The sequence below is a fragment of the Xylanimonas protaetiae genome (assembly GCF_004135385.1).
Lineage (GTDB): Bacteria > Actinomycetota > Actinomycetes > Actinomycetales > Cellulomonadaceae > Xylanimonas > Xylanimonas protaetiae.
On sequence record NZ_CP035493.1, the window covers coordinates 2578221 to 2595373 of the forward strand.

The following is a 17153-nucleotide window of genomic DNA, read 5'->3' on the forward strand; positions in this document are numbered from 1 at the left end:
CCCGCGCACCGAGGCCGTGCCGCGCCCCCGCACGGGGTCGGTCCCGCGGACGGGCTCCATCCCGCGGACCGGCTCGACCCCGCAGCCGCGCGGCCAGGTCCGCGGCCGCCCCACGGTCTCGACGGCGATGACGCGCCGTCTCGCCGAGAAGCGGGCGATGCGGCGCCACCGCGTGCTCAAGACGCTCTCCCTGTGGACCGCCGCGGCCGTCGCGCTCGGCGTCGTCGTCTGGGGTGCGTTCTTCTCGCCGCTGCTCGCCCTGGACGCCCAGCGCGTCGAGATCACCGGCCAGGGAACGACGATCGACGTCGCCCAGGTCCAGGCCGTCGTGGCCGAGAAGGCGGGCATGCCGATGCCGCGCCTCGACACCATCGACCTGCGCAACCGGATCCTCGAGCTGGGCGGTGTCAAGGACGTCAGGATCACGCGCGCCTGGCCGCACGGGCTCGGCGTGGCGCTCACGTCGCGCGAGCCCGTTGCGGCGGTCCCGGCCGACGACGGCGTCGCGCTCGTCGACGCCGACGGCGTCCGCGTGGGCACGGTGCCCGACCGGCCGGAGGGCCTCCCGGAGGTCCGGGTGGGCCTCGGCGCCGACGACGCGCCCGCGCTCCAGGCCGCGCTGCGCGTGCTCGCAGGCCTGCCGCCCGAGCTCGCGTCGCAGGTCACGCGCGTGACCGCGACCACGCGCGACGACGTCCAGACGACGCTCGCCTCGGGCCAGACCGTCAAGTGGGGGAGCGACCAGCGCATGGCGCTCAAGGTCGCCGTCGTCCAGACCCTGCAGCAGGCGGCGCCCGACGCGTCGGTGTACGACGTGCGGTCGCCGGACCTCCCGGTGACCCGTTGACCGTCACGCCGCCCGACGCGCGGACCACGCGGAGGCGACACGCCGGACCGCATCCCGCCCGGGTCACACCGGGCCGCTTACCGTCGGACGCAGCAGCAACCTGACATAACTCTGACCCTCAAGTCGAACCTTAGGGTTGGCCGACGAGGGCCCGGGGGAGTCGGGGACGAGGATCGACCCGAGAGGCATCGACGTGGCAACTCCGCAGAACTACCTGGCAGTGATCAAGGTGGTGGGTATCGGCGGCGGCGGCGTGAACGCTGTGAACCGCATGATCGAGGTCGGGCTCAAGGGCGTCGAGTTCATCGCGATCAACACCGACGCCCAGGCGCTGCTGATGTCGGACGCCGACGTCAAGCTCGACGTCGGGCGCGAGCTCACGCGCGGCCTCGGCGCCGGCGCCGACCCCGAGGTCGGGCGCAAGGCGGCCGAGGACCACCAGGAGGAGATCGAGGAGGTCCTGCGCGGGGCCGACATGGTCTTCGTGACCGCGGGCGAGGGCGGCGGCACCGGCACGGGCGGCGCGCCCGTCGTCGCGCGCATCGCCCGCTCGCTCGGCGCGCTGACCGTCGGCGTCGTCACGCGCCCGTTCACGTTCGAGGGCCGCCGCCGCTCGGTCCAGGCCGAGCAGGGCATCGAGGCGCTCCGCGAGGAGGTCGACACCCTCATCGTCATCCCGAACGACCGGCTGCTGCAGATGTCGGACCGCAACGTCTCGGCGATCGCGGCGTTCCACTCGGCCGACCAGGTGCTGCACTCGGGCGTCCAGGGCATCACGGACCTCATCACCACGCCGGGCCTCATCAACCTCGACTTCGCCGACGTCAAGTCGGTCATGCAGGGTGCGGGCTCCGCGCTCATGGGCATCGGCTCGGCCCGCGGCGAGGACCGCGCGGTCCAGGCCGCCGAGCTCGCCATCTCCAGCCCGCTGCTGGAGGCGTCGATCGACGGCGCCCACGGCGTGCTGCTCTCCATCCAGGGCGGTTCCGACCTCGGCCTCTTCGAGGTCCACGAGGCCGCCCGCCTGGTCCAGGAGGCCGCGCACCCCGAGGCCAACATCATCTTCGGCACGGTCATCGACGACGCCCTGGGCGACGAGGTGCGCGTCACCGTCATCGCCGCGGGCTTCGACGGCGGCGTGCCGCAGGTCCGCAAGGGCGGCCTCGGCCAGATCGCCGGCCAGCCGGCCCGGCCGACCGTGACGACGACGCCCACCGGGCACGTCGCAGTCGCCGCCGGCCCGGCCACAGTGCCGGTCCCGCAGCCGCCGGTCACGGGCGCACACACGCTCCCGCGGCCGATCCCTGCCGACCCCGACGACGTGCCCGCGAGCCTGCAGCCCGTCGCGGCCCGCGCGTCCGTCGTGGTCGAGGAGGCCCAGGGGGTCACCGTCGAGCGCCCGGTCGAGGTGCCGCGCATCTGGAACGAGGCTCCTCCCAAGGAGGAGCTCGACGTCCCCGACTTCCTCAAGTGACCGTAGGCGCACCCGTTCTGGAGGGGTGCCGGGGATGACGTCCGTCCTCGGCACCCCTCCGGGCTGGTCGCAGGAGGGTCTCTTCCCGGACGAGGTCGGCGCGGGGCTGCTCCGGGTCGACCTCGGCGCCGGCGTGGTCGCGGGCTTCACGACGCGGCACGGCGGCGTCAGCCCCGCCCCGTGGTCGTCGCTCGACCTCGGCGCGTCCACCGGGGACGACGCGGCCCGCGTGCGCGAGAACCGCTCGCGCGTCGGCGCGTGGCTGGGCGCTCCGGTGGCGTTCGCGCACCAGGTGCACGGCGACGACGTCCTCGTGCTCGGCGAGTCCGAGCGGGCCGAGTGGGCGTCGGAGGCGCCGCCCGTGGCGGCGGGGGAGGCCGACGCTGTCGTGACGTCGGCGGCCGGCCTCGGCCTCGGCGTCCTCGTCGCGGACTGCGTGCCCGTGCTGCTGGCCGACCCCGCCGCGCGTGTCGTCGGCGTCGCGCACGCGGGCCGCGGCGGCGTGCGGCTCGGCGTCGTGCACCGCGTCGTCGACGCGATGCTCGCGGCCGGCGCGACCACGTCGGGCCTGCGGGCCGCCGTCGGCCCCGCCGTGTGCGGGCGGTGCTACGAGGTCCCGGCCGCGATGCGCGACGACGTCGCCGCCGTCGTGCCCGCCGCGCACGCGACGACGCGGGCCGGGACACCCGCGCTCGACCTGCCGGCCGCGGTGCTCGCCCAGCTGGCCGCGAGCGGCGTGCGCGACGTCGTCCACGTCGACCGCTGCACCCTCGAGGACCCCGACCTGTTCTCGCACCGCCGCGCCACCGCCGCCGGGAGCACTACGGGGCGTCAGGCCGGAGTGGTCGTCCTGTCATGAACGCGCACGTCCCGGCATCGGCGTGTCGCGCGTTCCTTACCGTGTCCACGCGGCTAGCGTCAAGACACCGACCACAGGCGCGACGAACGGAGTAGGGGCGATGGCCGGAGCGCTGCGCAAGACGATGCTGTACCTGGGGCTCGCCGACGACCAGGGACAGTCCGAGAACTACGCCGACGAGTACGGCGACGACTTCGGGGACGAGCTGGAGGCACCCGTGCGTGACCGCGACGAGTACCCGGCGGAGGTGACGCCTCTGCGTCGCCCCGCGCTGCGTGAGGTCGCACCTGCGTCCGACCTGCGCCGCATCACCACGATCCACCCGCGGTCGTACAACGACGCCCGCCTCATCGGCGAGGCGTTCCGCGGCGGCACCCCGGTGATCATGAACCTGTCCGACATGGACGACGCCGACGCCAAGCGCCTCGTCGACTTCTCGGCCGGCCTGATCTTCGGCCTGCACGGCGCGATCGAGCGGGTCACCAACAAGGTGTTCCTCCTGTCGCCCGAGCACGTCGAGATCACGGGCGAGGAGGACGTCGAGGGTCCGACGGCCAAGGCGCCCGGCCGCTTCTACAACCAGAGCTGACGTCCGGTCGGCGCCGCTCGCTCCTCCGACGGCGGACACCCGTTCCCGGGTGCCCGCCGTCGGCGTCCCAGCCCGTAGGGTGGCGGCGTGGCAACCGTCTTTCACGTCATCGGGTTCGTGCTCTGGCTCTACCTGCTGTGCCTCGTGGTGCGCATGGTGCTCGACTGGGTCCAGTTCTTCGCGCGCGACTGGCGCCCCACGGGCGCGGTCCTGGTGATCGCCGAGGCGGTCTACACGGTCACCGACCCGCCGCTGCGCCTGGTGCGGCGCCTGATCCCGCCCCTGCGGATCGGGAACGTCGGCCTGGACATCGGGTTCATGCTCGTGTTCTTCGTCGTCCTGATCCTGTCGAACGTCTTCTCCGGCTGGCGCTGATCCGGCAGGCACGTGCGCACGACGTGCACGAACCGTGAGCGACCGGCGACGTCGCGGTGCCCCGACCAGTCGTGTCGGCTACCGTGGTCGTTCGAACGACCGGACGAACCCTACGAGCGTGAGGTGAAACGATGGCGCTGCTGACCGCAGAGGACATCCTCAACAAGAAGTTCGCGGCGACGAAGTTCCGCGAGGGTTATGACGTCGAGGAGGTCGACGACTTCCTCGACGAGGTCGTGCGCACCCTCTCCGCCGTGCAGGAGGAGAACGAGGAGCTGCGGTCCAAGCTTGCCGCTGCCGAGCGCCGCGTCGCGGAGCTCTCGCGGTCCGACGCCGCGGCCGCCGCCGCCCCGGCCCCCGTCGCGGCCGCTCCCGTGGCCGCCCCCGTGGCCCCGCCCCGAAGACGGCCGAGCCCGAGTCCGCCACCGGCATGCTCCAGCTCGCGCAGAAGCTGCACGACGACTACGTGCGCTCGGGCCAGGAGGAGGGCGACCGCCTCATCTCCGAGGCCAAGTCTGAGGGCTCCCGCATCGTGCGCGAGGCCGAGGAGACGAGCCACCGCACGCTCTCGCAGCTCGAGCAGGAGCGCTCGCTCCTGGAGCGCAAGATCGACGAGCTCCGCCTGTTCGAGCGCGACTACCGCACGCGCCTGAAGAGCTTCCTGCAGAACCTCCTCGGCGACCTCGACGCCCGCGGCTCGGCCCTGCCGTCCCGCAACGCGCAGGCGCAGGGTTCGACCCCGCAGCTCTGAGGTCGAACCTCGCGCACGACGGTCCGGAAGGGCCCGCACGGCAGATGCCCCGCCTGGGCGTGGCATATGTTGTGCGGGCCCTTCCGTACCTCTACGCTGCGGAGACTCCGAGCGAAGGGGACCGCGAATGAGCAAGGCCACGCACGCGACCGAGCCCACGGTCAAGGAACTCCTCAAGCAGACCTTCCCCGACCTGGCACGGGACGTGAAGGACTTCCCGGTGCGCGACGGCGAGGACCCGTGGACGCTCGCGGAGATCCAGGCGCTGGCCGGCGACCTGCTCGCCGACCGCGACCGCCTCGAGCGCGAGCTCGCCGCGGCCGACAAGGACCTGTCGGAGCTCCTGCGCAACTCCGGCGACGGCGCCGGCGACGACCAGGCCGACTACGGCTCGAGCGCCCTGGAGCGCGAGCAGGAGCTCACGCTCGTCAACAACATGCGCGACCTGCTCGCGCAGACCAAGCACGCGATCGACCGCATCAAGGCAGGCACCTACGCGACGTGCGAGGTGACCGGCCTGCCCATCGGCAAGGCGCGCCTCCAGGCGTTCCCCCGGGCCACCCTGTCGGTCGAGGCCAAGGCGCGCGAGGAGCGGCGCTGACGCGGCCTCGTCGCGGTGACGCGCACCCTAGACTGGCGGGCGATGTCTACCGAACCCGACGCCACGCCCGTCGTCCCTGACCCCGCCGTGCCCGACGACGGTGCGGCGCCGCAGCCCGGCCGGCCCAGCCGTCGCCTGGTCGTCGCCACCTTCGCGCTCGCCGCGCTGGTGATCGCCGTGGACCAGCTCACGAAGCAGTGGGCGCTGTCCGCGCTCGAGCTCGGTGCGCCGCAGCGCAACCTCCTGGGCGAGTTCCTCTCGCTGCGCCTCGTGAAGAACCCGGGCGCCGCGCTCAGCATCGGGTACGGGTACACCTGGGTGCTGACGATCGTGGTGGTGGTCGTCGTGGCCGTCATCGTGCGCGTGATCAGCAGGATCCGCTCGCGGGCCTGGGCGGTGACGCTCGGCCTGCTGCTGGGCGGCGCCCTGGGCAACCTCGGTGACCGGCTGTTCCGCGAGCCGGGCTTCGCGCACGGGCACGTGGTCGACTTCATCGGCTACTGGAACTGGTTCACCGGGAACGTCGCAGACATCGCGATCGTCGTGGCCGCGGTCATGCTCGCCCTCCTGTCGCTCATGGGTGTCGGCCTCGACGGGACGCGCGAGTCGCACCAGGCCCCGGCGAAGGACGCCGCCGAGACCGGGCCCGAGGCCTGATGGCGCTGCGGACCCTCCCGGTCCCCGACGGGCTCGCGGGCGAGCGCGTCGACGCGGCGCTGGCCCGCATGCTCGGGTTCTCGCGCACCCAGGCCGCCGACCTGGCCGCCGCGGGGCGGTGCTCCTCGACGGGCGGCCCGTCGGCAAGTCCGACCGCCTGACGGCCGGCTCGTGGCTCGAGGTGGACGTGCCCGACCCGTCGTCCGCGCCCGTCGTCGAGCCCGAGCCCGTGCCCGGCATGGGCATCGCCTACGAGGACGACGACGTCGTCGTCGTGGACAAGCCCGTCGGGGTCGCGGCGCACCCGTCGCCCGGCTGGACGGGGCCGACGGTCGTCGGCGCCCTGGCCGCCGCCGGCTACCGCGTGTCGACGTCGGGGGCCGCCGAGCGGCAGGGGATCGTGCACCGGCTCGACGTCGGGACGTCGGGGCTCATGGTCGTCGCCAAGAGCGAGGCCGCGTACACGGGGCTCAAGCGGGCCTTCAAGGAGCGGACGGTCGAGAAGGTGTACCACGCGCTCGCGCAGGGGCACCCGGAGCCGACGGTCGGCACGATCGACGCGCCCATCGGGCGGCACCCGTCCAACGACTGGCGGTTCGCCGTCGTCGCGGACGGCAAGCCGTCGGTGACGCACTACGAAGTGCTCGAGATGCTCCCCGCGGCGTCGCTCGTCGAGGTGCACCTCGAGACGGGGCGCACGCACCAGATCCGCGTGCACTTCTCCGCGGTGCGCCACTCGCTGGTGGGCGACCTGACCTACGGCGCCGACCCGGTGCTCGCCTCGCACACCGGGCTGACCCGGCAGTGGCTGCACGCCGTGCGGCTCGGGTTCGAGCAGCCGGTGACGGGGGAGTGGGTGTCGGTGACGTCGGAGTACCCGCAGGACCTGGCGGCCGCGCTCGAGACCGTCCGGGGTGCCTACGGTGGCTGACGTGCTCACGGTCGAGCGCGTGACGACGCCCGCGCAGCTCGCGGAGGCGTTCGCCGTCCGCACGGACGTCTTCGTCGTCGAGCAGCAGGTGCCCGAGGAGCTCGAGCTCGACGAGCTCGACCATGCCGCGACGACGACGCACGTCGTCGCGCGCGCGGCGTCCGGGGAGGTGGTCGGCACGGCCCGGCTGCTGACGGACCCGGCGCACCCGGGCGAGGTGCACGTCGGGCGCGTCGCCGTGCGGGCCGCCGCGCGCGGGAGCGGCGCCGGCGCGGCGCTCATGCGTGCGCTCGAGGAGGTCGCGCTGGCCGAGCACGCCGGGCCGGGCGGGACCGTGACGGTCCTGCTGTCCGCGCAGGTGCAGGCGATCGGGTTCTACGAGCGGCTCGGGTACGTCGTCGACGGACCCGTGTACCTGGACGCGGGCATCGACCACCGGGACGCGGCGAAGGTGCTCGGCGCCTGACCTCGCCGGCGCCCGTCGGCGAGAGGCGCCGTGGCCGTCGACACGCGCTCGCGCGGCCTTCGTGTCGGTAGGGCGTGGAAGACTCGGTCCGTGCCTGCGACCGACGACTTCGTCCACCTTCACGTCCACACCGAGTACTCGATGCTCGACGGCGCGTCGCTGCTCGACGGTCTCTTCCAGCGCGTGACCGACCAGGGCATGTCGGCCATCGCGATGACCGACCACGGCAACCTGCACGGGGCGTACGACTTCTACTCCAAGGCGAAGCGGGCCGGCGTCAAGCCGATCATCGGCATCGAGGCGTACCTCACGCCGGGCACCGCGCGCGGGGACCGCACGCGCGTGCGCTGGGGCAAGGGCGAGACGGCGGAGGAGGGCGGCGACGACGTCTCGGGCGGCGGCGCGTACACCCACCTGACGATGTGGTCGGAGACCACCGAGGGCATGCACAACCTCTTCCGGCTCTCGTCGCTCGCGAGCCTCGAGGGCTACTACTTCAAGCCGCGCATGGACAAGGAGCTGCTCCAGCGGTACAGCAAGGGGCTCATCGTCTCGACGGGCTGCCCCAGCGGCGCCGTCCAGACGCGCCTGCGCCTCGGGCAGTACGACGAGGCGGTGCGCGAGGCGGGCGAGCTCCAGGACATCTTCGGGCGCGAGAACGTCTACCTCGAGCTCATGGACCACGGCATCTCGATCGAGAAGCGGGTCCGTGACGACCTGCTCAGGCTCGGGCGCCAGCTCGGCATCAAGCCCGTGGCCACGAACGACTCGCACTACAACAACCCGGAGGACGCCAGCGCGCAGGAGGCGCTGCTGTGCGTGAACTCCGGCAGCCGGCTCTCCGAGCCGACGTACGCGCAGGGCGGCAAGCGGTTCGCGTTCGACGGGAACGGCTACTACATCAAGTCCGCGCAGGAGATGCGCGACCTGTGGGGCAAGCAGGGCCTGGTCGAGGCGTGCGACACGACGCTCGAGATCGCCGAGCGGTGCGACGTCGAGTTCGTCGAGTCGACCGGCGGGTACATGGCCCGGGCCGACATCCCCGCGGACGAGACCGAGGAGAGCTGGTTCCGCAAGGAGGTCTGGCGCGGCATCGAGACGCGCTACCCCGGCGACAAGCTCACCCAGGAGGTCCGCGACCGCGTCGAGATGGAGCTCGGCGTCGTCGCGCAGAAGGGGTACTGCGGGTACTACCTCGTGGTCGCCGACTTCATCCAGTGGTCCAAGCGCAACGGCATCCGCGTCGGGCCTGGCCGTGGCTCCGGTGCCGGCTCGATCGCCGCGTACGCGCTGCGCATCACCGACCTGGACCCGCTCGAGCACGGGCTCTTCTTCGAGCGCTTCCTCAACCCCGAGCGCCCCTCGATGCCCGACTTCGACATCGACTTCGACGACCACCGCCGCGGCGAGGTCATCGCGTACGTCACCGAGAAGTACGGCACCGAGCGCGTCGCGCAGATCGCCACGTTCGGCCGGATCAAGGCCAAGGCCGCGATCAAGGACGCCGCGCGCATCCTCGAGTACGACTTCGCCACGGGCGACCGCATCACCAAGGCGCTCCCGCCGGACGTCATGGGCAAGTCGATCAAGCTCAAGGCGATCTTCGACGAGAAGGACCCCCGCTACGCGGAGGCCGCGGAGTTCCGCACCCTGCACGACACGGACCCCAACGTCCAGAAGATCTACAAGACCGCGCTGGGCCTCGAGGGCCAGATCCGCCAGACGGGCGTCCACGCCGCCGGCGTCATCATGTCGAGCGAGCCGATCATCGACGTTGTCCCGATCATGGACCCCAAGGGCGACGGCCAGGTGATCACGCAGTTCGAGTACCCCATGGCCGAGGCGCTCGGCCTGGTCAAGATGGACTTCCTCGGCCTGTCCAACCTCCACACGCTCGAGGACGCCCTGGAGAGCATCCGGGCCAACCGCGGCCAGGACCTCGTCCTCGAGGACGTCCCGTTCGACGACCGGGCGACGTACGAGCTCATGGGCCGCGGCGACACGCTGGGCGTGTTCCAGCTCGATGGCAGCGGCATGCGCGCGCTGCTCCGCTCGATGCAGCCCGACGTCTTCGCCGACATCACGGCCGTCTCCGCCCTGTACCGCCCGGGCCCGATGGGCGCCGACTCGCACAACAAGTACGCGCACCGCAAGAACGGCCGGCAGCCGATCGAGCCGATCCACCCCGAGCTGGCCGAGGCGCTCGAGCCCGTGCTGGGGGAGACCTACGGCCTGATCGTGTACCAGGAGCAGGTCATGGCGATCGCCCAGGTGCTCGCCGGGTACTCGCTGGGCGCCGCAGACAACATGCGCCGCGTCATGGGCAAGAAGAAGAAGGCCGAGCTCGACAAGCAGTTCGACGGCTTCGAGGCCGGCATGATCGAGCGCGGCTTCTCGAAGAGTGCGGTCAAGACGCTGTGGGACATCCTCGTCCCGTTCGCCGACTACGCCTTCAACAAGTCGCACTCGGCGGCGTACGGCGTCGTCACGTACTGGACCGCGTACCTCAAGGCGAACTACCCGGCCGAGTACATGGCCGCGCTCCTGCAGTCCGTCAAGGACGACAAGGACAAGATGGCGCTCTACCTCAACGAGTGCCGCCGCATGCGCATCACGGTCCTCCCGCCGGACGTCAACGACTCCGCGGCCAAGTTCACGGCCGTCGGCACCGACATCCGGTTCGGCCTGAGCGCCGTGCGCAACGTCGGGACCAACGTCGTCGCCGCGATCGTCGAGGCGCGCGAGACCGCGGGCAAGTTCACCTCGTTCACCGACTTCCTGGACAAGGTGCCGGCGGTGGTCTGCAACAAGAGGACCATCGAGTCGCTCATCAAGGCCGGCGCGTTCGACTCGCTCGAGACGTCCCGCCGCGCGCTGCTCGTGGTGCACGAGCAGGCCGTCGACTCCGTCATCGCGGTCAAGCGCAAGGAGGCCGAGGGTCAGTTCGACCTGTTCGCGGGCTTCGGCGGTCCCGACGACGCGGGGATGTCGTTCAGCGTCGACGTGCCCGATCTGCCCGACTGGGACAAGAAGCAGAAGCTCGCGTTCGAGCGCGAGATGCTCGGCCTCTACGTCTCCGACCACCCGCTGTCCGGGCTGGAGCACGTGCTCGCCCGCTCCGCGGACACGTCCATCGCCGCGCTCGTGGGCGACGAGGGCCGTCCCGAGAACTCGACGGTGACCGTCGCGGGGCTCATCACGAGCCTGCAGCGCAAGATGTCCAAGAACGGCAACCCTTGGGCGGCCGTGACCGTCGAGGACCTCGAGGGCTCCGTCGAGGTGATGTTCTTCGGCGAGACGTACCTGGCGTACTCGACGGCGCTCGCGGAGGACCAGGTGGTCGCCGTGCGCGGCCGGGTCCGGCGCCGCGACGACCAGCTCTCGCTCCAGGCCATGGAGGTGGCGCTGCCCGACACGTCGGCGGTGGCCGACGCGCCCGTCCAGGTCACCGTGCCGCACACGCGCTGCGTCGAGCCGGTCATGGTGCGGCTGCGCGAGGTGCTGGGCGCCCACCCCGGGTCGGCGGAGGTGCACCTGACCGTCGTCGAGCCCGGGAAGCGGACCGTGGTGCGGGCGGCGGACACCCTGCGGGTCGAGAAGTCGCCCGCCCTGTTCGGCGACCTCAAGGCGTTGCTGGGGCCCGCGTGCCTGGGCTGAGCGAGCGGTGGGCCGACGACGGGTCAGCCGACCACCGCTTCCGCGTCGTCCCCGCGGCCTACGTGTTCCTGCTGCGGGAGACGCCGAGCGGCCCCGACGAGGTGCTGCTCCAGCTGCGGCAGGGCACCGGGTTCATGGACGGCCACTGGGCCGCGGGCGCGGCCGGCCACGTCGAGGCGGACGAGTCCGTGCTCGGCGCCGCCGTGCGCGAGGCGCGCGAGGAGCTCGGCGTCACGATCGACCCCGCCGACCTGAGCCCCCTGACGGTCATGCACCGCGGCCAGCCGGGCGGCCCTGCCCTCGATCAGCGCGTCGACATGTTCTTCGCGGCGCGGCGCTGGTCGGGCGAGCCGCGCACCGAGGAGGTGACGAAGTCGGCCGACCTGCGCTGGTTCCCGCTCGACGCCCTCCCCGAGCCCGTCGTGCCGCACGAGCTGCGGGTGCTCCAGGCGCTCGCCGCCGGCGACGTGCCGCGCCTCATGGTGCACGGGTTCTGATGCTGCGCCTGAACCCCGAGCAGCTCGTCTTCGTCACCGAGCGCCACCTCGCGACGCTCACGACCCTGCGCGCGGACGGCTCCCCGCACGTCACGCCGGTCGCGTTCATGTGGGACGCCGCCGCGGGCGCCGCGCTCATGACGACCGAGCGCGGCTCCGCCAAGGCGGTCAACGCCCGTCGCCGCTCGCCAGAGGGCCGTGCGCCGCGCGCCGCGCTGTGCCAGGTCGACGGCGGCCGCTGGCTGACGATCGAGGGCACCATCGAGCCGGTCGACGACGCCGCGGCCGTCGCGGACGCCGTCGCGCGGCACGCCCGGCGGTACCACGACGTCGAGCCGAGCGAGGACAGGATCGTGCTGCGCCTGACCGCGGACCGGGTGCTGGCCAGCGACTACATGGCGTGACCCGACCGCGTCAGGCGACGACCGCCGACCGCTCGCCCTGCGGGTCCGCCACCGCGACGACGTCGCCGCGCCCGAGCTGGCGTCCGCGCCGCGTCTCGACCTCGCCGTTCACCGTGACCTCGCCGTCGGCGATGAGATCGCGGGCCTCGTTGCCCGTGTCGGCGAGGCCGGCGAGCTTGAGGAACTGGCCGAGGCGGATCATGTCGTCGCGGATCGGGACGGCTTCGGGAGTCATGGAGACATTTTCGCAGGCTCGGCGGTCGCGGCCCCACCTAGACTGGCCTGCGTGATCCAGCGCATCGACCTTCGAGGCCGCACGCTCACGCGCCGCGACCTGCTCGCCGTCCTCCCGCGTGCCGAGGTGGGGGTGGACGAGGCCCTCGCGGTCGTCACCCCGATCGTCCAGGACGTGCGACACCGCGGCGCCGCGGCGCTGCGCGACATCGCCGAGCGGTTCGACGGCGTGCGCCCCGAGACGCTGCGCGTGCCCGCGGCCGTGCTGGAGGAGGCGCTCGCGAGCCTGTCGCCGACGGTGCGCGCCGGCCTCGAGGAGGCCATCGTCCGGGTCCGCACGGTCCACACCGCCCAGGTCCCGCCGGAGCACGTCACCGAGCTCGCGCCCGGCGCCGTCGTGCGTCAGCGCTACGTCCCCGTCGAGCGCGTCGGCCTGTACGCCCCCGGCGGCCTGGCCGTCTACCCGTCGAGTGTCATCATGAACGTCGTCGCCGCGCAGGCCGCAGGCGTCGCCGGCATCGCGCTGGCCTCCCCGCCGCAGAAGGACCACGGCGGCCTGCCGCACCCCACGATCCTCGCCGCGTGCGCGCTGCTCGGCGTCGACGAGGTCTACGCCGTCGGAGGCTCCCAGGCCGTGGCGATGTTCGCCTACGGGGCCGTGGGCTCCGAGCCGCAGGACGGCGAGACCCTGTGCGAGCCCGTGGACGTCATCACCGGTCCGGGCAACGTCTACGTCGCGGCGGCGAAGCGCCTGGTGCGCGGCGTCGTCGGCATCGACGCCGAGGCCGGACCCACCGAGATCGCCGTCCTGGCCGACGACACCGCCGACGCCGGGCACGTCGCCCTCGACCTCATCAGCCAGGCCGAGCACGACCCGATGGCGGCGTCGGTGCTGGTCACGTCGTCGGAGGCGCTCGCGGACGCGGTCGAGGAGCGGCTCGCCGACCTCGCCTCGGCGACGAAGCACTCGGCCCGCGTGGCGACCGCGCTCGGCGGCCCGCAGTCCGCGGTCGTGCTGGTCGACGACGTCGAGCAGGGCGTCCAGGTGGTCGACGCGTACGGGGCCGAGCACCTCGAGCTCCAGACCGCCGACGCGCCCGCGCTCGCGGACCGCATCCGCAACGCGGGCGCGATCTTCGTCGGCCCGTGGGCACCGGTCTCCCTCGGCGACTACATGGCGGGCTCGAACCACGTGCTCCCGACGGGCGGCACCGCCCGCTACGCCAGCGCGCTGAGCGTCCTGTCGTTCCTCAAGTCGGTGCAGGTCATCGAGTACACGCGCGACGCGCTCGCGGACCTCGCGGACCGTATCGTCGCCGTCGCCGACGACGAGGACCTGCCCGCGCACGGCGAGGCCGTCCGGGGCCGTTTCGAGTAGCCTCCGGCTGGGGTGCAGGTCTCGCCGCGCGCGTCGCAAGCCCAGGACCTGCTCCTGCGGCGGCGTGACGGCCGGAGAGGAGCGCGGGTGCCGGTCTTCGTGCTTCTGACCGGGATGTCCGGGGCGGGCAAGACGGCGGCGCTGCGCGGGCTCGCGGCCCGCGGGCACGCCACCGTCGACCTCGACTACGACGGCTACTCGACGCTCGTGCGCGCGCCGGACCAGCCCGTGGGGTGGGCGCAGCTGTGGGACCTGGCCAAGGTCCGGGCACTCATGGACGCGCACCGCGCGGGACCGCTGTTCCTTGCTGGGACGGCGCGCAACCAGCCGGAGCTCTACGACCGGGTCGACGCCGTCGTCCTCCTCACGGCGCCACGCGACGTGTTGCTCGCGCGGATCGAGGCGCGCACGGACAACCCGTACGGCAAGGACGCCGCCGGACGCGCGCAGATCGAGCACGACATCGACGTGGTCGAGCCGGTGCTGCGGGCCGGCGCGAGCCACGTCGTCGCGACCGACCGGCCGGAGGCCGAGGTCGTGGCGGAGCTCGAGCGCCTTGTCGCTCCGTGGGGCGGCGGTACGGCGCCCGCGTAGGCGACGTACCGCCCCACGCCGCGCGACGAGCCGGTGCGGGTGCGCGGTGTGCCTAGACGGTCGTCGGCGCGCGGTCGTCGGCGTCGGCGTCGGTGGACGTGGCGTCGGTGGCGTCGGCGGGCGAGCCGTCCGCCGACGCGCCCTTGCCTGCCGCTCCTCGGCGGCGTCGCGCCACCACGATCCCGGCGGCGACGAGCACGAGGAGCACGAGGAGCGGGACCCCGGGCGTCGTCCAGCCGTGCGCGACGCCTGCGACGGCGTCGAGCGGCTGGACGGACCCGCCGGCGTCGGCGAGCAGCGGCGTGAGCGTGACGGACGCCGCCAACGGCCCGAGCGCCCGGACGCCGTGGACGGGCACGGTGACCTTCCAGGTCTCGCCGGGCAGCAGCTCGGGGGAGTCGTCGACCTCCGCGGCGGCGACACGCGCGGCGCCGAACGGGCCGGCGACCGAGACCGCCGAGTGGGCGGCGAGCGCGGCGTCGCCCGAGTTGCGGATCGTGTAGGTGACCGTGGCGTCCTGCGCACCGATCCCGGCGGTGAGGGCCGGGGCGTGCACGTGCGCGTCCTCGACCGTCAGCCCGGGCCGCAGCGCCCCGCCGACGCGCACGCGCACCTCGAGCGCGATCCGACGCTCGACGCGGGTGCCGTCCTGCGCGGTCTCCTCGCGCGAGGTCACGACGCCGCCGACGTGGTCGCCGGGCGTCGCGCCGGCCGGGACGCGGAGCGTGAAGGGAACGTCGGCGGACTGGCCCGGGGCGACGGTGACCGTCGTGCCTCCGGTGCTCAGCCAGGCGCCGACACCGGTCGCGTCCTCGCCGTCGGTGCGCAGGTCGAGGTGGCCGTCGGCCGTGGTGAAGGCGTCGGCGGCGTAGACGGCGAGCGTCATGGGGTCGGTGCCCGGGTTGTGCACCTCGAACCCGTCCGTGATTGCCTCCCCATGGTTCGCGGCGTACTCGAAGTGCTGGCGTCCCGAGCCGAAGTCGTTGTTCGCGGTGGTGACCGACCACGGCGGGGTCTCGTCGTCGGCGGCGAGCGCCGGGGCGGCGGTGGCGACGAGTGCGGCGGTGGCGAGGAGCGCGGCGAGCCCGCGGCGGGCGTGCGCCCGCGCAGGCGCCGGGAAGGTCGTGGTGGACATGGTCGTCATCTCTCGGGTCGGTGCGGCGGGATGGGCGCCCGGCACGGCAGGCGGAGCGCTGACGCACCCCGCCCGCCGCGCCGGGAACGGCCGGGTCAGGACAGCGAGGTCACCGTGAACCGCGCGTCGCCCCAGCTGCCGAAGCCATGCTTGGTCGAGATCCAGCCGGACGGGAACGGCCCACGGAAGTGGTGCTTGTCCCCGGGCTGCTTGATCGTCACCTGGTCGACGACGGAGCCGACCGGGCGGGCAGGGCTGGCGCCCGAGTCCGGGCCGCACCACGGCACCTTGCCGTTGACGACGGCCGAGTTCGGGTAGGCGCACGTGCCCGAGACGAGGTTCTGGACGACGAGCTTGTCGCCGTGCACCTCGACCTTGACGTACGTGCGCACGTGCTCCTGGTTCTCCACCGAGTTGGCCCAGTGGTTGTCAGGGTTGAGCGGGTCCGGCCCGTAGCTCGGGTCCGCCGTCGTGTCGGGGTCGGTCAGGTCGTAGTACTTCGACCCGGACGCCGAGTTGGCCGTCACATAGATGACGCCGCCGGGGCCCTGCGTGACCGAGGTCTGGCCGGGCTTCTCGTTCGCGTCCGCCTTCGCGCCGTTCTTGATGAGGTACGAGCGCGAGTAGCTGTGGTCGTGGCCCTGGAGCACGAGGTCGACGCCGAGGTTCGAGAACGCCGTCGGGAAGTCCTGGCGGCGCTGCTGGTTGTCCTTGTCGTTCGCGTGGTCCGCAGGCGAGTAGATCGAGTGGTGGTAGACGAGCACCGTGTACTTCGCGTCGTCGCCGTGCTGGCCGATGACGTCGGTGACGTAGCCGATGTGGGCGGCGTCGGCACCGTTGGCGTAGGCGTTGCTGTTCAGGTCGATGAACAGCACGTCCTTGTAGATGAACCAGTAGTCGCCGCCGGAGGTGGTGTCCGCGTTGCTCGCGTAGAACGCGCTCGAGCGGTCGGTGTTCGGCGTCCACAGGTGCTGCTCGTACGCCTTGCCGCCGACGTCGTGGTTGCCGATGGTGGCGACCCACGGGTAGGCGCGCAGCTGGTTCGGGGCCAGGAAGGCGTTCCACTGGTCCTCGTTGTTGGCGGTCTCGATCTGGTCGCCGCCCGAGACCAGCAGCTCCGACCTGGGGTTGGCCTTGAGCGCGACGTCGAGCGTGTCCGCCCAGCCCGCGCCGTCCTGAGCCACGTCGCCCGACGACCCGATCTGCGGGTCGCCGAAGAACAGGAAGTCGAAGTCGCCGCTGAACGTCCGGGTCGTGAACGACTGCACCGGCGACCACGAACCCTCGGCGCCGACGCGGTAGGAGTACGCCGTGTTCTGCTTCAGGCCGTAGATCGTGGCGTGGGCGTTGTAGCCGCCGTTGACCTTGTTGGCCGCGACGACAGCGGTGAAGGTGGCCGCGTCGTCGGGGAACGCGCCGCGGCGCAGCTTCGACGTCGGCACGACCTGGACGACCTGGGCCGCGAGGCTCGACGTGTACCAGCTCACGACGCGCTGCGACTCGCTGGCACCGACGCCGAGGATGACCCCGGTCGTCGTGACCGTGGCGTCCGCGGCGGCGGCGCCGGCGCCGGCGACCCCGCCGAGCACGAGCCCGGCAGCGGTGACTGCTGCGGCGGCGCACGTGGCGATGCGGCGCCGCAGTGAGAGATGGAGATTTCCGTGCATCAGGAATCCCTCCGGGAAAGTGGCATGACCAGAGGAG

General features: G+C 72.8%; 16 protein-coding genes and 2 pseudogenes. 15 read left to right on the forward strand and 3 right to left on the reverse strand.

Annotated elements, in window-relative coordinates; translation table 11 throughout:
- Window positions 1-127 precede the first annotated feature (127 nt).
- The 13 genes and pseudogenes from ET471_RS11885 (at window position 128) to ET471_RS11945 (ending at window position 12108) form a co-directional block, all read left to right on the forward strand.
- Entirely contained in the window at window positions 128-847 is a 720-nt protein-coding gene (locus ET471_RS11885; protein WP_242496271.1) for a cell division protein FtsQ/DivIB, read from the forward strand.
- A gap of 193 nt (window positions 848-1040) precedes the next feature.
- Window positions 1041-2321, forward strand: coding sequence for a cell division protein FtsZ (ftsZ, locus tag ET471_RS11890; protein ID WP_129188591.1), 1281 nt, complete (start codon window positions 1041-1043; stop codon window positions 2319-2321).
- Window positions 2322-2355: 34 nt separating this feature from the next.
- The gene (gene pgeF, locus ET471_RS11895) at window positions 2356-3180 is read left to right on the forward strand and encodes a peptidoglycan editing factor PgeF (protein WP_129188593.1); all 825 of its coding nucleotides are present in this window, start codon (window positions 2356-2358) and stop codon (window positions 3178-3180) included.
- 100 nt (window positions 3181-3280) lie between these two features.
- On the forward strand, window positions 3281-3769 hold the full coding sequence (locus ET471_RS11900; RefSeq protein WP_129188595.1) for a cell division protein SepF: 489 nt from the start codon (window positions 3281-3283) through the stop codon (window positions 3767-3769).
- Between the two features lie 87 nt (window positions 3770-3856).
- Complete coding sequence (locus ET471_RS11905) at window positions 3857-4144, forward strand: YggT family protein (protein ID WP_129188597.1); 288 nt, start codon at window positions 3857-3859, stop codon at window positions 4142-4144.
- A 131-nt stretch (window positions 4145-4275) separates the two neighbouring features.
- Window positions 4276-4895, forward strand: a pseudogene (locus tag ET471_RS11910) (DivIVA domain-containing protein).
- Window positions 4896-5022: 127 nt separating this feature from the next.
- Window positions 5023-5496, forward strand: coding sequence for a TraR/DksA family transcriptional regulator (locus ET471_RS11915; RefSeq protein WP_129188599.1), 474 nt, complete (start codon window positions 5023-5025; stop codon window positions 5494-5496).
- Window positions 5497-5538: 42 nt separating this feature from the next.
- On the forward strand, window positions 5539-6153 hold the full coding sequence (locus ET471_RS11920; protein ID WP_129188601.1) for a signal peptidase II: 615 nt from the start codon (window positions 5539-5541) through the stop codon (window positions 6151-6153).
- Window positions 6153-7084: pseudogene (locus ET471_RS11925) on the forward strand (RluA family pseudouridine synthase). The gene ET471_RS11920 and the pseudogene ET471_RS11925 overlap by 1 nt, the downstream one beginning before the upstream one ends.
- A 1-nt stretch (window position 7085) precedes the next feature.
- The gene (locus ET471_RS11930) at window positions 7086-7550 is read left to right on the forward strand and encodes a GNAT family N-acetyltransferase (protein WP_207207258.1); all 465 of its coding nucleotides are present in this window, start codon (window positions 7086-7088) and stop codon (window positions 7548-7550) included.
- Window positions 7551-7691: 141 nt separating this feature from the next.
- Window positions 7692-11207, forward strand: coding sequence for a DNA polymerase III subunit alpha (gene dnaE, locus ET471_RS11935; protein ID WP_242496538.1), 3516 nt, complete (start codon window positions 7692-7694; stop codon window positions 11205-11207).
- The gene (locus ET471_RS11940) at window positions 11195-11704 is read left to right on the forward strand and encodes an NUDIX hydrolase (protein ID WP_129188607.1); all 510 of its coding nucleotides are present in this window, start codon (window positions 11195-11197) and stop codon (window positions 11702-11704) included. The genes dnaE and ET471_RS11940 overlap by 13 nt, the downstream gene beginning before the upstream one ends.
- Entirely contained in the window at window positions 11704-12108 is a 405-nt protein-coding gene (locus ET471_RS11945) for a pyridoxamine 5'-phosphate oxidase family protein (RefSeq protein WP_129188609.1), read from the forward strand. The genes ET471_RS11940 and ET471_RS11945 overlap by 1 nt, the downstream gene beginning before the upstream one ends.
- A 10-nt stretch (window positions 12109-12118) precedes the next feature.
- On the opposite strand, the gene ET471_RS11950 is transcribed toward ET471_RS11945, so the two are convergent.
- A complete protein-coding gene (locus ET471_RS11950) occupies window positions 12119-12343 on the reverse strand; it encodes an RNA-binding S4 domain-containing protein (protein ID WP_129188611.1) in 225 nt (74 codons plus the stop codon).
- A gap of 51 nt (window positions 12344-12394) precedes the next feature.
- Here ET471_RS11950 and hisD point away from each other — a divergent pair, with 51 nt between their 5' ends.
- Together hisD and ET471_RS11960 are read left to right on the forward strand one after the other, a co-directional pair.
- Window positions 12395-13720, forward strand: coding sequence for a histidinol dehydrogenase (gene hisD, locus ET471_RS11955; RefSeq protein WP_129188613.1), 1326 nt, complete (start codon window positions 12395-12397; stop codon window positions 13718-13720).
- Between the two features lie 87 nt (window positions 13721-13807).
- Window positions 13808-14314, forward strand: coding sequence for an AAA family ATPase (locus ET471_RS11960; protein ID WP_207207259.1), 507 nt, complete (start codon window positions 13808-13810; stop codon window positions 14312-14314).
- Window positions 14315-14366: 52 nt separating this feature from the next.
- Here the strand turns inward: ET471_RS11960 and ET471_RS11965 are convergent, their stop codons facing one another.
- Complete coding sequence (locus ET471_RS11965; protein ID WP_165350482.1) at window positions 14367-15449, reverse strand: WxL protein peptidoglycan domain-containing protein; 1083 nt, start codon at window positions 15447-15449, stop codon at window positions 14367-14369.
- Between the two features lie 95 nt (window positions 15450-15544).
- Window positions 15545-17116, reverse strand: a complete 1572-nt coding sequence (locus tag ET471_RS11970) for a purple acid phosphatase family protein (RefSeq protein WP_129188617.1) — start codon at window positions 17114-17116, stop codon at window positions 15545-15547.
- Between the last annotated feature and the right edge of the window lie 37 nt (window positions 17117-17153).

What these genes read in the sequence shown, in the direction of transcription:
- ET471_RS11885 (WP_242496271.1), top strand. Translation starts at nt 128, where the DNA reads ATGACGCGCCGTCTCGCCGAGAAGCGGGCGATGCGGCGCCACCGCGTG.
- pgeF (WP_129188593.1), top strand. Translation starts at nt 2,356, where the DNA reads ATGACGTCCGTCCTCGGCACCCCTCCGGGCTGGTCGCAGGAGGGTCTC.
- ET471_RS11900 (WP_129188595.1), top strand. Translation starts at nt 3,281, where the DNA reads ATGGCCGGAGCGCTGCGCAAGACGATGCTGTACCTGGGGCTCGCCGAC.
- ET471_RS11915 (WP_129188599.1), top strand. Translation starts at nt 5,023, where the DNA reads ATGAGCAAGGCCACGCACGCGACCGAGCCCACGGTCAAGGAACTCCTC.
- ET471_RS11920 (WP_129188601.1), top strand. Translation starts at nt 5,539, where the DNA reads ATGTCTACCGAACCCGACGCCACGCCCGTCGTCCCTGACCCCGCCGTG.
- dnaE (WP_242496538.1), top strand. Translation starts at nt 7,692, where the DNA reads ATGCTCGACGGCGCGTCGCTGCTCGACGGTCTCTTCCAGCGCGTGACC.
- ET471_RS11945 (WP_129188609.1), top strand. Translation starts at nt 11,704, where the DNA reads ATGCTGCGCCTGAACCCCGAGCAGCTCGTCTTCGTCACCGAGCGCCAC.
- ET471_RS11950 (WP_129188611.1), bottom strand. Translation starts at nt 12,343, where the DNA reads ATGACTCCCGAAGCCGTCCCGATCCGCGACGACATGATCCGCCTCGGC.
- ET471_RS11965 (WP_165350482.1), bottom strand. Translation starts at nt 15,449, where the DNA reads ATGTCCACCACGACCTTCCCGGCGCCTGCGCGGGCGCACGCCCGCCGC.
- ET471_RS11970 (WP_129188617.1), bottom strand. Translation starts at nt 17,116, where the DNA reads ATGCACGGAAATCTCCATCTCTCACTGCGGCGCCGCATCGCCACGTGC.